Source organism: Streptomyces yaizuensis, from assembly GCF_034961445.1.
In the GTDB taxonomy this organism is placed as follows: domain Bacteria; phylum Actinomycetota; class Actinomycetes; order Streptomycetales; family Streptomycetaceae; genus Streptomyces; species Streptomyces yaizuensis.
Genome location: NZ_BSBI01000020.1, coordinates 76,513 through 88,837, shown reverse-complemented (window position 1 = coordinate 88,837; position 12,325 = coordinate 76,513). Strand labels below are relative to the sequence as shown.

14 protein-coding genes are annotated in these 12,325 nt (G+C 71.2%); 9 read left to right on the top strand and 5 right to left on the bottom strand.

All coding sequences use genetic code 11. From position 1 onward, the window contains the following. Positions 1-34 precede the first annotated feature (34 nt). The 8 genes from SYYSPA8_RS34540 to SYYSPA8_RS34505 all read left to right on the top strand — a co-directional run bounded on the left by SYYSPA8_RS34540 (position 35) and on the right by SYYSPA8_RS34505 (position 8,784). Positions 35-829 (top strand): SDR family NAD(P)-dependent oxidoreductase, encoded by a 795-nt coding sequence (locus tag SYYSPA8_RS34540; RefSeq protein ID WP_323451395.1) that lies wholly within the window; start codon positions 35-37, stop codon positions 827-829. Positions 830-1,193: 364 nt separating this feature from the next. Continuing rightward, positions 1,194-1,784, top strand: a complete 591-nt coding sequence (locus SYYSPA8_RS34535; RefSeq protein ID WP_323451394.1) for a phosphotransferase family protein — start codon at positions 1,194-1,196, stop codon at positions 1,782-1,784. 85 nt (positions 1,785-1,869) lie between these two features. Next, the gene (locus tag SYYSPA8_RS34530) at positions 1,870-3,216 is read left to right on the top strand and encodes a helix-turn-helix domain-containing protein (RefSeq protein ID WP_323451393.1); all 1,347 of its coding nucleotides are present in this window, start codon (positions 1,870-1,872) and stop codon (positions 3,214-3,216) included. Beyond that, on the top strand, positions 3,213-3,839 hold the full coding sequence (locus tag SYYSPA8_RS34525; protein WP_323451392.1) for an HAD-IA family hydrolase: 627 nt from the start codon (positions 3,213-3,215) through the stop codon (positions 3,837-3,839). The genes SYYSPA8_RS34530 and SYYSPA8_RS34525 overlap by 4 nt, the downstream gene beginning before the upstream one ends. A gap of 334 nt (positions 3,840-4,173) precedes the next feature. Then, entirely contained in the window at positions 4,174-6,090 is a 1,917-nt protein-coding gene (locus SYYSPA8_RS34520) for an albusnodin/ikarugamycin family macrolactam cyclase (protein WP_323451391.1), read from the top strand. Continuing rightward, the gene (locus tag SYYSPA8_RS34515) at positions 6,077-6,361 is read left to right on the top strand and encodes a PqqD family peptide modification chaperone (RefSeq protein ID WP_323451390.1); all 285 of its coding nucleotides are present in this window, start codon (positions 6,077-6,079) and stop codon (positions 6,359-6,361) included. Before SYYSPA8_RS34520 ends, SYYSPA8_RS34515 begins: the two co-directional genes overlap by 14 nt. Beyond that, positions 6,358-6,777 (top strand): lasso peptide biosynthesis B2 protein, encoded by a 420-nt coding sequence (locus SYYSPA8_RS34510; protein ID WP_323451389.1) that lies wholly within the window; start codon positions 6,358-6,360, stop codon positions 6,775-6,777. Before SYYSPA8_RS34515 ends, SYYSPA8_RS34510 begins: the two co-directional genes overlap by 4 nt. Positions 6,778-6,903: 126 nt before the next feature. Then, entirely contained in the window at positions 6,904-8,784 is a 1,881-nt protein-coding gene (locus SYYSPA8_RS34505; protein WP_323451388.1) for an ABC transporter ATP-binding protein, read from the top strand. 49 nt (positions 8,785-8,833) lie between these two features. On the opposite strand, the gene SYYSPA8_RS34500 is transcribed toward SYYSPA8_RS34505, so the two are convergent. Next, positions 8,834-9,031 (bottom strand): DUF397 domain-containing protein, encoded by a 198-nt coding sequence (locus SYYSPA8_RS34500; RefSeq protein WP_323451387.1) that lies wholly within the window; start codon positions 9,029-9,031, stop codon positions 8,834-8,836. After that, the gene (locus SYYSPA8_RS34495; RefSeq protein ID WP_323451386.1) at positions 9,010-9,852 is read right to left on the bottom strand and encodes a helix-turn-helix domain-containing protein; all 843 of its coding nucleotides are present in this window, start codon (positions 9,850-9,852) and stop codon (positions 9,010-9,012) included. The genes SYYSPA8_RS34500 and SYYSPA8_RS34495 overlap by 22 nt, the downstream gene beginning before the upstream one ends. Positions 9,853-9,973: 121 nt before the next feature. Between SYYSPA8_RS34495 and SYYSPA8_RS34490 the strand changes: the two genes are divergently transcribed. Further along, positions 9,974-10,282, top strand: a complete 309-nt coding sequence (locus tag SYYSPA8_RS34490) for a hypothetical protein (RefSeq protein WP_323451385.1) — start codon at positions 9,974-9,976, stop codon at positions 10,280-10,282. A 208-nt stretch (positions 10,283-10,490) separates the two neighbouring features. Here SYYSPA8_RS34490 and SYYSPA8_RS34485 read toward each other — a convergent pair whose 3' ends face one another. From SYYSPA8_RS34485 to SYYSPA8_RS34475, 3 genes are read right to left on the bottom strand one after another with little or no spacing between them, the layout of a single operon-like run. Then, the gene (locus tag SYYSPA8_RS34485) at positions 10,491-11,159 is read right to left on the bottom strand and encodes a YdcF family protein (protein ID WP_323451384.1); all 669 of its coding nucleotides are present in this window, start codon (positions 11,157-11,159) and stop codon (positions 10,491-10,493) included. A gap of 23 nt (positions 11,160-11,182) precedes the next feature. Next, on the bottom strand, positions 11,183-11,692 hold the full coding sequence (locus SYYSPA8_RS34480; RefSeq protein ID WP_323451383.1) for a hypothetical protein: 510 nt from the start codon (positions 11,690-11,692) through the stop codon (positions 11,183-11,185). Beyond that, positions 11,685-12,284: a hypothetical protein gene (locus tag SYYSPA8_RS34475; protein WP_323451382.1), complete on the bottom strand. Its 600-nt coding sequence runs from the start codon at positions 12,282-12,284 to the stop codon at positions 11,685-11,687. Before SYYSPA8_RS34475 ends, SYYSPA8_RS34480 begins: the two co-directional genes overlap by 8 nt. Positions 12,285-12,325 lie beyond the last annotated feature (41 nt).

The following is a 12,325-nucleotide window of genomic DNA, read 5'->3' as shown; positions in this document are numbered from 1 at the left end:
GTCAGGCCTTGATCCGCGCGGTACGTTCAGCGCTATGAACGAGTCGCTGAAACGTTTCGAGGGGTACGCGGTTCTCATCACCGGCGGGGCGCGGGGAGTCGGCGAGGCCACCGCCCGCCGGTTCGCGTCGGAAGGGGCCCGGGTCCTGATCGCCGACATCGACGCGGCGGCGGCCGAGAAGGCGGCCGCCGCCATACCCGGAGCGGAGTCCGTCGTCTGCGACGTGGCGGACCGGGCGGCGGTGGACGCGGCGGTCGCGTACGCCGTGGAACGCTTCGGCCGGCTGGACACCCTGGTCAACAACGCCTTCGCGGGCACGGACGACACCCCGCTGATCGAGGACGAACCCGACGCCGACTGGACCCGCGTCCTGGACATCTCCCTCACGGGCGCCTTCCGCTTCGCCCGCGCCGCGATGCCCCACCTGGAGGCGTCGGGACGCGGCTCGATCGTCAACATCGGCTCCGTCAACGCCGAGATGGACTTCGGCGGCCACGCCTACAGCGCGGCCAAGGCGGGCCTGGCGTCCTTCACCCGCACCCTGGCGGGCGACGCGGGCCCACGCGGCGTCCGCGTCAACCAGATCAACCCGGGCACGATCCGCACCCGCGCCTGGGAGGGCCAGGACCAGGGCCTCGCGGAACTGGGCCGCAAGATCTACCCGTTGGGCCGGGTGGGCGAACCGGAGGACATCGCGGCGGCGGTGACGTTCCTGGCGTCGCCGGACGCGGCCTGGATCACGGGGACGACGCTGCGGGTGGATGGTGGTCTGCTCGCGGTGAACACGTCGTTCCGCGAGATTCTGGACGAGGAGCGGGCGAAGGGGTGAACGCCGGGCGGCCCCAGGGGTGTTGATGCCCGGAGGCCATGCCCGTGGAGTCGGACCAGGAGCTGTCCGCCGGTGTGACGCCCGGGTCGTCACACGGGCGGGCATCCCCCGCGCGGGGCCATGAGTGCCCGGCGCTCTCCCGGCCCGCCGGGCGGGGAAACTCCCTCGCCGCGTCCCGGCAGGGCGCTAACCTGCCGGGAATGCGTCTTGTCCGGCAGCCGGTTCCAGGGAGGCATCCGTGGCCGTCACTTCCGTCCGGCCCACGTGGGGTTCGCTTCCCCCCGAGGCGCGTGCCTACGTCGAACTGCGGCTGGGTTCACCCGTAGCCGGCGCGATTCCGTGTACAGGCGGCTTCACTCCGGGGGTGGCGTCCCGGCTGCTTCTGGACGACGGGCGGACGGCATTCCTCAAGGGCATGAGCGGTGATCACCCGTTCGCACCGCAGTACGCGGATGAGATCACCGTGACCTCGGCTCTTCCGGATGGTGTGGGGCCACGCGTCCTGTGGTGGGCCACGCCCGACGACAGCGCCGGATGGTGGTGGCTGTGCCTTGAGGACATCCCCGGAACGGTACCTGTGCTGTCTCCGCAAGCGGCGGACACGGTGAAGGCGCTGGCCGCTGTCGAGCAGGCAGGCAGACTCCTCCTCCGGGACATCGGCACGGCGCACCGGAGTCCAGACCGTGACCCCGGGCGGGGCACTGGGCCGGTAGACCGCAGACCCGAGGAACGCCTCACGGGGGACGGCCTCGGCCGCGCGGCGCACCTCGGGATCGTGCAGCAGGCCATCCGCGACAAGCTGCTCGACAAGCTGCCGGCGCAGGGCCCTGGCGGTGACGGTGGTGGTCATGCGGTGGTGCCCTTCTGGAGGGTGTCCGCGAGCGCGGTCGTGATGGCTTTGATCGTCGGTTGGTCGACGAAACGCCCACTGACCGAAGCTGTCCGGGTGGCTTGAATCGCTCTGGATGGCGGAAGAGAGCAACCCGGTACGGTTGCTTAAAGTAGCCGCTCGGTGACACTTGCCCTGTGGGGGTGTGGTGGTGGAGATCGACAGGGTCGTCGGCGGCCGCCTGGAGAAGGCGCGGCGGCGCAAGGGCTGGCATCAGGGTGAGCTCGGGGCAGCTGTGGGCCGTTCGGAGTCGTGGGTGTCGCAGATCGAGCGGGGTGTGGCATCCCTGGACAGTGTGGCGATGGCGGAGCGGCTGGCGCGGATCGTGCGGCTGGAAGTGGAGTTCCTTCTGGCCTTCGATGTCCGGTACTCCGCAGGACCGAAGGCAACCCGGCCGGTCCGGTCGTCCGGTCCGGTCGCCGGTTCGTCTGTCGACGCACCGCCGGATGCGGAAGGCTACGGGGTTGTGCTGCGTCGTGTGTTCACTCTGGGGTCGCTGGCAGGTCTGACGACCGCCGTGACCGGACTTTCTCCTGATGCTCATGCTCAGATCGGCCGGGCTTCCGGTCACGGAGTGGACCGGGCCGCAGCGGAGGAGCTGCGGGCGATCGGGGCCGCGTACCGACGCTCGTACCGCTCGTTTCCCGCGTCGAGCCTGGTGACGGTGGCTCATCACCAGGTACAGCTGGTGCTCTCCTTACGGCCGAAGGACCAGCCGGTCGGCGTGCGGGAATCACTGCTGGCGCATCTCGCGGAGATGGCCGCGCTCGCGGGCGCTCTGCTCGCGATCGACCTCGGGGACCCGGAACTGGCCGAGGGCTATCTGGACCTCGGCTACCAGGTGGCGAAGGAGACCGGAAGCGCCGAGATCAGGGCGTTGATCCTGGCCGGGCGGGCGTTCCCTGCCGCCTTCGGCGGGGATGGGGAGAGCGCTCTGGACTACGCGCTCGCCGCGGTGGACACCGCGGGGCGCGGGGCATCCGTGCGGATGCGGGCGTGGACGAGTGCGGTGGCCTCGGAGATGTACGCGTCCACCGGGGACGAGCACGGGTTCCGCACCTCGCTGGAGGAGGCCCGGCGGGTGGTGTCCGGGCCGGTCGATGATGAGCGGTGGGGTGGGATCGGGGCGTTCGACCTGGCGAAGGCCGACGCCTACGAGGGAAGTGATCTGGTGCGGCTGGGTCGGTTCGCGGAGGCGTTGCCGGCACTGGACGGGGCGATCGGGCGGCTGCCGGCCGAGATGGTGCGGCACCGGTGCTCGGCGTTCGTGTCGCGAGCGGAGGCGTACGCGGGGGCCGGGGAGGTGGAGGCGGCGTGCGCCGACGGGCACGCCGCGCTGGACCTGGCCGAACATGTCCAGCACCAGGAGACGCTGCGGCGGGTGAGCGCCCTCCACCGCGGCCTGCGCCCGCGGGGAACAGCCGGGGCCCGGGCTCTGGGCGAGCATCTCGTGGACGTGCGCACGGTGATGAGGTCGGCGACAAGGAGGCTGGTATGAGGCGTTCGGGTTTGATCCTGGACTTCGGTGGGGTGCTGACGACGGGCGTGGCCGAGTGCGCGGCCGGCTTCGACCGGCGGGCGGGCTTGGCCGTGGGGACATTCCTGTCCGTCATCTCCCGTCATCCGGAAGGCTCGCGGCTGTACGAGGATTTGGAGCGCGGAGCGGTCACGCAGGCCGAGTGGAACGCGGGCACGGCCGCGTTGCTCGGTCTGGAGGGCGGGAATCTGCTGGGCCGGGTGCTGGAGGATCTGCATCCGGAGCCGTCGGTCATCGCCGCTGCCCAGTCGGCCCGCGCCCAGGGGGTGCGGGTGGGGATCTTCTCCAACAGCCTCGGGAGGGAGCCGTACGACGTCTACGCGGGCTATGGACTCGACGAGCTGTACGACGTGGTGCTGGTGTCCGAGGACTACCGGATGCGCAAGCCCGATCCCGCTCTCTACAAGGAGATGCTGGAGTTGATGGGGCTGCCGGGTGAGGCGTGTGTGTTTGTCGATGACACCGCCCGCAATCTTCCCCCGGCCGGGGATCTGAGCATCGCCACCGTGCACGCTACCCGTCCGGCGAACACGATCGCGCAGGTGGAAGCCCTTCTCGGGCTCCGGCTCACCGAGGGGGTCTAGACCGGCCCGCAGCCGGGCTGCGGGCCCGTGCTGCGGCTGCGGATGGAGCGGTTGGCCGTGCGTCATGGTGGTGGACATGACCACCGCGGCCTGCCGGTCCGGGTACCGGAGCAACGGGTGCGTGGTGATGGCTTCATGGAGGTATCCGTGATTACGGAGTCCACCACTGCCGCTCCGGCCGTCGTCTACCAGGAGCCGGAGCTGTTCGTCGCCGGGACCGTCCGGGCGGTGACTCTGGGCCGGAACGGCTATGACGTCCAGGACAACACCGAGTACCGGCAGAAGACCCCCCGGGGTGTCCGCCGTCTGACCAAGCCGGTCACCGGATCCACGGGTGATCCGGTCCGGGCGCCGGGACCGCCTCCGGGCGGTCCCGGCGCCCTCCCTCATATCTGGAGCCGGGAGCACGGGGAGGCGCCGGGTGGATCAGTGGTGTGCAGGGTGGCGGGGCCCGGGACGGCCGGGCCGGGTGCCGGCGGGCGGGCACGGGGTGTCCGTGCTGCCGGGGATGTGGACGTGCGGGTGGCCACCCGCCGAGGTGAGGACCGCGGGCACGGCCCGTCTGGGGCTGGTGGTCGTCGGCCGGTGCGGCGCTTCGGCGGCCGGGCTGGAGAGGGCGCTGGCCGATGTGGAGGCCGGGCGGTGGCGGGCCCTGACCCGGTGGGCCGGCTCCTACCTGACAGTGGCGGCCCGGTACGGAACGACGGCGGTGATCGGCGATCTGGCGGGGCAGCACCCCGTGCACTGGAAACCGCTCGACGGCGGTGGGTTGTGGTGGGCGACCGCCGCTCTGCCGCTGGCACAGCTCCACGGCGCCGCGGTTGACCGGATCTCACTGGCGGCGCGGCTCGCGCTCGGCCCGTTCGGCATCCTCGCGGAACGGAGTCTGTTCACGGGTGTGCGCCGGGTTCCCCCCGGGCACCTGCTCCTCCTCCGCCCCGACGACGCGGCGGTCGTCCGGTTCGAGTCGGAGCCCCGGCCGGTGAGCATGCCCGAGGGGGCGCCGCAGGTCGCGGCGGCCCTCACGGAGGCTGTCACCGTCCGCTTGGACGGGCGGCCGGGCGTCGCCGACCTCGCCGGGCTCGACTCCACCACCCTCGTCTGCCTCGCCGCCGCCCAGGGCGTGCCCGTCGACGCGGTGACCCATGCCGACCCGCGGATGCGCGACGACGACCTGGCCTACGCCCGGCGGACCGCGGCGGTGGTGCCCGGGGTGCGGCACCACACGTTCACCGGGAGCGAGGAGGCGGTGCTGTACGGAGGGCTGGAGGATCCGGGGTCGGCACCGGTGACGGACGAGCCGACCCTCTACGCGGCAACCGCGCGGATCAAGCATGCTCAGCTGGACCTCGTCAGCCGTGCGGGGGCCGTCTACCTCACGGGAGAGGGGGGTGACGTTGTTCTGGCGGCGTCCGCCGGATATCTGCCGGATCTCTACCGGGAGGGGCGCCGGCGGGAGGCGTGGCAGCACACGCTCGCGCACGCCCGGGTGCGCCGGGTGAGCCCGCTGACGCTGTGGCGGCGCGTACGGTTCCTGGCGCGCGGCGGAGTGGCCGGCGGGTGGCGGCAGGCGGCGAGCGCCCTGCGCGCCGCCCCGAACCCCGCGGCGACGGTCACGCCGGAGGCGGTGGCGCGGCAGGTGTTGTCGCCGTGCGCGCGATGGCTGTGTCCCGGCGTCCGGCTCCACTTGGCCGACGAGGTCGACACTGCGGCGGACGCGTTCGGCGAGGATCCGGGCATGGCGGACTGGTCGGACCGGCAGGACCTGATGCGGATCGGATCGAGCCTCGCCGGGTGGCGGGCCATCACCCGCGAACACGGCATGACCCTCGCCACCCCATACCTGGACAACGAGGTCGTCCGGGCGTGCCTCGCCGTCGAAGCGTCCGAACGCGGCGCGGCCGACCGGTACAAGCCGCTCCTGGCCGCCGCGTTTCCCGACGGCCCGGTGCCCGGCTTCGTCCTGGAGCGCACCACCAAGGGCGGGCTCGACGGGGTGGCCCACGCGGGACTCGTACGCCATGCCGGTCTCCTCGCGGAACTCCTCGGCCCCGGCTCGCACCTGGCCGGACTGGGGCTGCTTCCCTCTGCGGGAGTGGGCGGCGAGGTGGCCGCGGCGGCATCGGGGCGTCCCGGCGGGGCAGGCGCGATCCACTACGCGGTCGCGGCCGAACTGTGGCTGCGGCAGGCCGCCGACGCCCCGGCCCACTGGATGCTGTCCGAGGAAGGGGATGGTCGTGCGGCTGCGTAGAGGGGTGCATCCGGTCCTGACCGAGACGGCCGGAGCCTTGCTCGACGAGCGCTCCGGGCGGTGGCTCCAGCTCACCGGCACCGCCGCCGTCGCGCTCCGTCTTCTGCTGGACCACGAAGAGCGCGGCCCGGCGATTGACGGCTATGCGTGCAGGTTCGGCGTTTCCCGGGAGGTGGCCGAGCGGGACCTTGCCGGAGTCGAACGCACCCTGGGCGATGGAGGTCTGCTCCACCGACCCCGGCAGCGGTGGGGACGGGGGTGGTGGCGGTGACGTCGGTCGAGTCGTACGCGACTGTACGGGCCGGCACCGCCCGGGAACGGGCGCTCGCCCGGCTGGGGCTGGCGGTCGCGGTACTGCTGCTGCGGTTGCCGTTCCGGTGGGCGGTCCGGGTCGCGCAGCTCGCCCGCATCGCGGGGCGCCGCCCCCTGTCTGCGGACCGGGCGCTGGAGGTGGTGGAGGCCGTGCGCTACGCCGGACGCAGGTGGCCGGTCCGTGTCGCGTGTCTCGAATCGTCGCTCGGCGCGATGCTGGCCTGCGCGCTCCTCGGCAGGCGGCTGACCTGGTGTGTCGGAACGCGGGTCGAACCGCCGACGGAGTACCACGCCTGGGCCCGGATCCCCGGCGGGCAGCCGGTGGGGGAGTGCACCGAAGACGGCTGGCACTACATGCCGGCGCTGGAGATCTGACCCCCAGGACAACCACCCGAATGGGTGAACCACCGAGCGTGACCGGGGCGGTGACCTGCGATGGGCGGCCCGGGACGACGGAAAACGGGTGCCGCTACCGCACCGGTTGCGGCACACATGGTGCCCATGACCACCCTGCAGAACCCGCCCCCGCCGGCGGATGTGCACCAGCAGCGCACTCTGGCGATGACCGGCCGGGCCGTCGCCACCGAACTGCCCGCCCTCCTCGCCCAGGCGACCCGCATGGCGTGGCGGACCGACCGGCGGGCCGTGCTCGCCGTCGCCGCAGGCCAGATGGTCGCGGCGGCGGCCACCGCCGTCGCGCTGCTCGCCACCACCGCCGTCCTCACCCACCTGCTGAACGACCGACCGTGGCGAGCGTCGGCGGACGCGGCCTGGCCCGCCGTGGGCACGCTGCTGGTCACCCTGTCCGTACGCTACGCCGCCGCGAGTGCGGCCCGGCTGGCGGCGGCGAGGATCGGGCCCCGATGCGTCACCGAGGCGAGCTACGCCGTCGTCGCCGGCGCCAACCGGCTGGAGCTGACGGCGTACGAACACCCAGGCGTGGTGGACGCCATGGAGGCCGCCGACGACGGCGCGCAGGCGATGGCCGACCTGGTCGCCGAGGCCCAGGGGGTGATCGCCTCCCTGGCGCAGATGGCGGCGGCCGTGTCCGTCCTGGTGACGCTGCACCCGGTGCTGCTGCCGCTGGTGGTCCTCACGGCGGTGCCGAAGGCCGGCGCGACCGTGCGCGCGGCCCGGATCGAGCACATGATCCGGCACGAGACCCATCCGGACCGGCGGATGCGGCACTACCTCTACCGGGACACCACCAAGCGCGGACCGGCCGCCGAGATCCGCGCGGCGAAGATGTCCGCGTTCCTTCAGGGGCGCTTTCACGAGGTGTCCCGGCGTCTGGACTCGGCGGTGCTCGCCGGGGTCCACCACGCCGAACGCGCCCGGATCGTCGGAGACCTCGGTTCCGGGGCCGGGCAGCTCGCCACCTGGACGGCGCTCGGCGCCCTGGCCGCGACCGGACGTCTCGACCTCGCCGCCGCAGGCACCGCGGTCCTGGCCGTCCGCACCGTCAATGCCGCCCTCGCAGACGCCGCGATCACCGCAGGCAGGCTGTTCCGCAGTGCCCTTTATGTGGGTGACTGGGACCGGTGGACCACCCTCGCCGAACAGCACACCGCCCGGCGTGGCACCCAGGCAGTCCCAGCCGCCGGGCCGAAGGTCATCGAGGCCGGCAATGTCACGTACACCTACCCCGGTGCCGACCGTCCGGCACTGGACGGCGTCAGCGTGACCGTCCGGCGGGGCGAGGTCGTCGCCCTGGTCGGGGAGAACGGCGCGGGCAAGTCCACCCTGATCCAACTCCTCACCGGCCTGACCCTCCCCGGCACCGGCACCGTCCGGTGGGACGGCCTCGACCTCGCCGACGCCGACCCGGAGACGGTGTGGGAGCACGTCGCCCTGGTTCCGCAACGCTTCACCGAATGGCCCCTGAGCGTCCGGGAGAACATCCACCTCGGAACCCCGGGGCCCGGCGGTGACCCCGCCGTCCACGCCGCGGCAGCCACCGCCCGGGCCGACAGCGTCATCGCCCGGCTCCCCCACGGCCTCGACACCTCGCTCGCGCCGTCCTGGGCCGACGGCCACGACCTCTCCGGCGGCCAGTGGCAGCGCATCGCCCTGGCCCGCGCGTTCCACCGGGATGCAGCCCTCCTGGTCCTGGACGAGCCGACGTCCGCCCTCGACTCCCGTGCGGAATCAGCTCTGTTCGCCACCATGCGTCGGATGGCCGTCGGCCGGGCCACCATCCTGGTCACCCACCGCCTCATCAGCACCCGCCATGCCGACCGCATCATCGTCCTCCACCATGGCAAAGTGGCCGAACAGGGCACCTTCGCGGAACTGTCCGCCCAGCCGGGCGGGATCTTCCAAGAGCTTCTGACCTTGCAGGAAGGCGACCGGCCCACCGCACCCGCGATGGCCACACCGTGACATGGCGCGGCCCCGGTGAGGTGGATCCTCACCGGGGCCGCGCGATGCTTCAGGCTGCTATGTCGCGGACGAACGCCGTCCAGGCGGGCCCGCCGAAGACGAGGGCAGGGCCGGTCTGGAGCTTGCTGTCCCGTACGGGGACGAGCCCGGGGAGGTCGTCGCTGACCTCGACGCAGTTCGCGTGCTCGGAATTGCTGTGGCTGGACTTGCGCCAGATGGCACCGGTCAGGTCTGCTTCTCTGCGCATTGCTCGAATTCCTCCGCCACTGACTCGATCAGTTTCAGGGACGCCTCCGGAGACAGCGCGACGGCCCTGGCGTGATCGTAGGCTTTGCGGTGCGTGGCAACCAGGGCCGGATCGTCCAGCAACTGCCCCGACAGAGCAGCTTCGGTGTAGACGACATCAGGTGCGTCGTCGAAAGACATGAGGCTGACCAGCCCACCCATGCATCCATGCGCGCCTGCGGAAAACGGGACAACCTGCACGACGGAACGATGCGCACGCACGATCTCCGCGATCCTTCGCAGCTGCTCCCCCATCACTGCAGGGCCGCCTACGACCGTGCGCAGTACGGTCTCGTGCAGGATGACCCACATGTCGGGCCGTTCCGGGTTTTTGAGGAGGCTCTGCCGTTCCACTCGGGACTTGACCGCGTTGTCTAGCTTCTCTGGCGGCGCCGTCGGGTAAGTGGAGCGGACTAGGGCGCGGATGTAGTCCTCGGTCTGGAACAGTCCGGGCACGAACACGCAGGCGTAGTCGCAGATGGCCGTGGCCAGCGTCTCCAGTTCTGCTGTTTCCTCGAAATATGCGGTGTGATTGCTCTTCTTCATGGCGTTGGCCAGCCGCTCGAAGAACCCGTCCGTGTTCAGCTCCTCGTCCAGCCGCTGGGCGATGTCCGCCGTCAGCCGCCGAGTGCCGACCTCGATCTGCCCGAGGTAACCGCCGGAGATGAACATCTTGTTGCCCAGCTCCCGCTGCGAGAGCCCTTTCGCCTGCCGTCGCCGCCGAAGCTCCTCGCCCAAGAAGTCCTTCGTGCGGCCAGTGTAGGGATTGTCCTCTTTGCCCATGTCTATGTCGTCTTTCGCGTCAGGTCCGTTGATGCCCCTGCCCTACTTCCGGAGGCTAGCGCCGGAGCGTCACGCTGGAGACACATTCCGCGACAACACGACCCGAAGGAGGTGACGTTTCGTGCTCCCCACGAACCACCCGCGCGAGGCCGATCCACCGCCGTTCCGCCATGAGTCCGAGGCCGCCTGGACCGTGAACCGCACGTTGGGTGGCCGGGTGGATCTGGTGGACTTCCACGACGGCGACGCCGCCCAGATCTACGTACCGCTCACCGTCTCGGACGGGAGCATGGGCCGGGCGACGGGCCTGTATCTCGCCCCGTACGAGGCGGAGGTGCTGGCGGCCGAGCTGATCGCGGCGCTGCGGGCGGCGAACGAGCGGCGCAGGACTCCGGCGTTTCGCCGGAACCAGGCCGAGGGCGCGGAGTGAGCCTCCGTCGTCGGCTGCGTCGCTGCATAGCCACGCTCTACGTGCTCGTGTACCTGGGTTCGGTCGCGCTGTTATTGACCAGCGTGCTGCGCCCGCGCCTGTACGACCCGTTCGTCCACGCGCTGTGAAAAGCCCCCGGTCCGCCCCTGCCCCTGAGGCGGACCGGGTCCCCGCCCCGGCCGGGCCCACGCCTCCCCGGCCGGGGCACTCATGCGCCGATGAGCCGGTTGTCGAAACCGGAGCGCAGGAGGCGTTCGTAGGCGTCCTGCACATCCCCCGGCACGTCCTGCCGGACGGCGAACCCCAGCCCCGGGTACTCGATCACCCGTTGCAGATCCCCGACGAGCATGTCCACCACCAGCTTCTCGTCGCCGATGGACTTGAGGTAGTCATCAAACGCAAGCGGCTCGGAGGCGCAGATGACGTCGACGTCGGGCCACAGCTTGCGGCAGGTGGCGTACGAACGGCGCTCCATGTACGGCTTGGAGATGAGGAGCAGCGAGTCGACAACGACGCCGGCCGCACCCAGCACCTCGCGGGAGTGCGTGATGTTCTGCCCCGTGTTGCGCGCCCCGGTCTCCAGGAGGATCGCGCCGTCGGGCATCCCCAGGTCGAGCGCGTGCTCGCGGTAGTGGACCGCCTCGCCGCGAGGGAAGCGGGATGCGGTCGTCGGACTGTTGCCACCGCTGAACACGATCACGGGAAAGAGCCCGGTGCGGTACAGCGCGGCTGCCGCCTTCGCGACCCCGAGGTCATGGCTGCCGAGGCCGATCGCCGCCGAGCAGGGGCGGACCTCGTGGCCCATCCGGTGGTACTGCCAGATCAGGTTGGCGTCGTTCCACTGCGCGTCGGTGATTGCCTTCTGTCCGGGATCCATCACCGGGGCTCCTTGATTCGTCGCTACTGGCCACTCAGCCTGTACGGAGGGCCGGCGGATCCTTGTAGGGCTGTCGGATGTTCTCGATGCTGCGCAGCTGATGGGTCAGGCCGTACCGCGTGGCCATCCGCGCCGCTGAGATCACCGGAGCCACGGTGAGCCAGGGCGAGTTTCTGGTGGGCCACTGACCAGTCCTCGGGCTCGCCGAGTTCCCCGAACTCCCGGATGGCGGCCGCCATGACGCGGCCGGCGTGGGCGTTGTCGCCTTCCTTGCCGAGAGCCGTACCGATCCACAGGCGGGCGCATGCCCGGTCGCGAAGACTCAGGCGTTCATCGGTGGTGAGCTGCTCGTACTGGCGCGCTGATAATGCGAGTTGGCCGAACACCTCGTTGACGACCACGAGCGCCAGCTCGATCTGTGCCGCACAGCGAGGGACATCCAGTTCGGTGAACAGGGTGTGTGTTCTGGCGTAGGACCGGGCGGCTGACAGTGGCCCCAGGATCATCCCCTTCAAGCCGAAGCTGCTACTCATAGATGCGTGCGACCGAGAGTTGCAGGGCGACGCAGCGCCAGGTGACCGGGGTGAGCTGGGCATGGCGTGGTGAGTCGGCGCCCACCCAGGAGCCCCAGGAGGCGAGCCAGTCGTAGAGAGTGCCGTGCGCCCAGCTGCCTCCGTCGCCGGCCCATTCGCCCCGTCCGGCTTTCGCCTGCATCTCGCGTCGGTCCCGGACGAAGTCCATCGCGAGCGCCGCGGCGTACATGCTCAGGTCCCCTGGGGTGTCGACCTCTTCATGCCGGGTGCCGGAGTCAGCGAGCACGTCGTTGTACCCGGGCAGGGTCGTGCGGACCCTGTCGAGCTGATGGGCCAGTCCGCGCCAGCCGGGCCGGCCGGGGGCTTCCTCGTGCAGCAGGTCGGTACCGTCGAGACGGCTGCCCAGAAGGCGGACCCAGCCCCACAGGAAGCCGTCGATGCTCTGGTGGGTCCACTCCAGGGCCGCGGAAACCCCGGAAGTTCCGCCGCTGTGGGCTTGCTCGCAGTCGAAGGCCAGGAAGCGCAGCCAGGAGGAGAAGTCCTCTCGGGAGTCCACCTGCTCCCAGGAGTCGATGTTTCGGGATGCGCGCATGCCAGGAGGCTACGATCGCGCTTCGCCCGTGTCGACGGCAT

Excerpts from the sequence above, each read along its gene's own strand:
- SYYSPA8_RS34540 (WP_323451395.1), top strand. The coding sequence starts at position 35 with ATGAACGAGTCGCTGAAACGTTTCGAGGGGTACGCGGTTCTCATCACC.
- SYYSPA8_RS34525 (WP_323451392.1), top strand. The coding sequence starts at position 3,213 with ATGAGGCGTTCGGGTTTGATCCTGGACTTCGGTGGGGTGCTGACGACG.
- SYYSPA8_RS34505 (WP_323451388.1), top strand. The coding sequence starts at position 6,904 with ATGACCACCCTGCAGAACCCGCCCCCGCCGGCGGATGTGCACCAGCAG.
- SYYSPA8_RS34500 (WP_323451387.1), bottom strand. The coding sequence starts at position 9,031 with ATGCGCAGAGAAGCAGACCTGACCGGTGCCATCTGGCGCAAGTCCAGC.
- SYYSPA8_RS34495 (WP_323451386.1), bottom strand. The coding sequence starts at position 9,852 with ATGGGCAAAGAGGACAATCCCTACACTGGCCGCACGAAGGACTTCTTG.
- SYYSPA8_RS34485 (WP_323451384.1), bottom strand. The coding sequence starts at position 11,159 with ATGGATCCCGGACAGAAGGCAATCACCGACGCGCAGTGGAACGACGCC.
- SYYSPA8_RS34480 (WP_323451383.1), bottom strand. The coding sequence starts at position 11,692 with ATGAGTAGCAGCTTCGGCTTGAAGGGGATGATCCTGGGGCCACTGTCA.
- SYYSPA8_RS34475 (WP_323451382.1), bottom strand. The coding sequence starts at position 12,284 with ATGCGCGCATCCCGAAACATCGACTCCTGGGAGCAGGTGGACTCCCGA.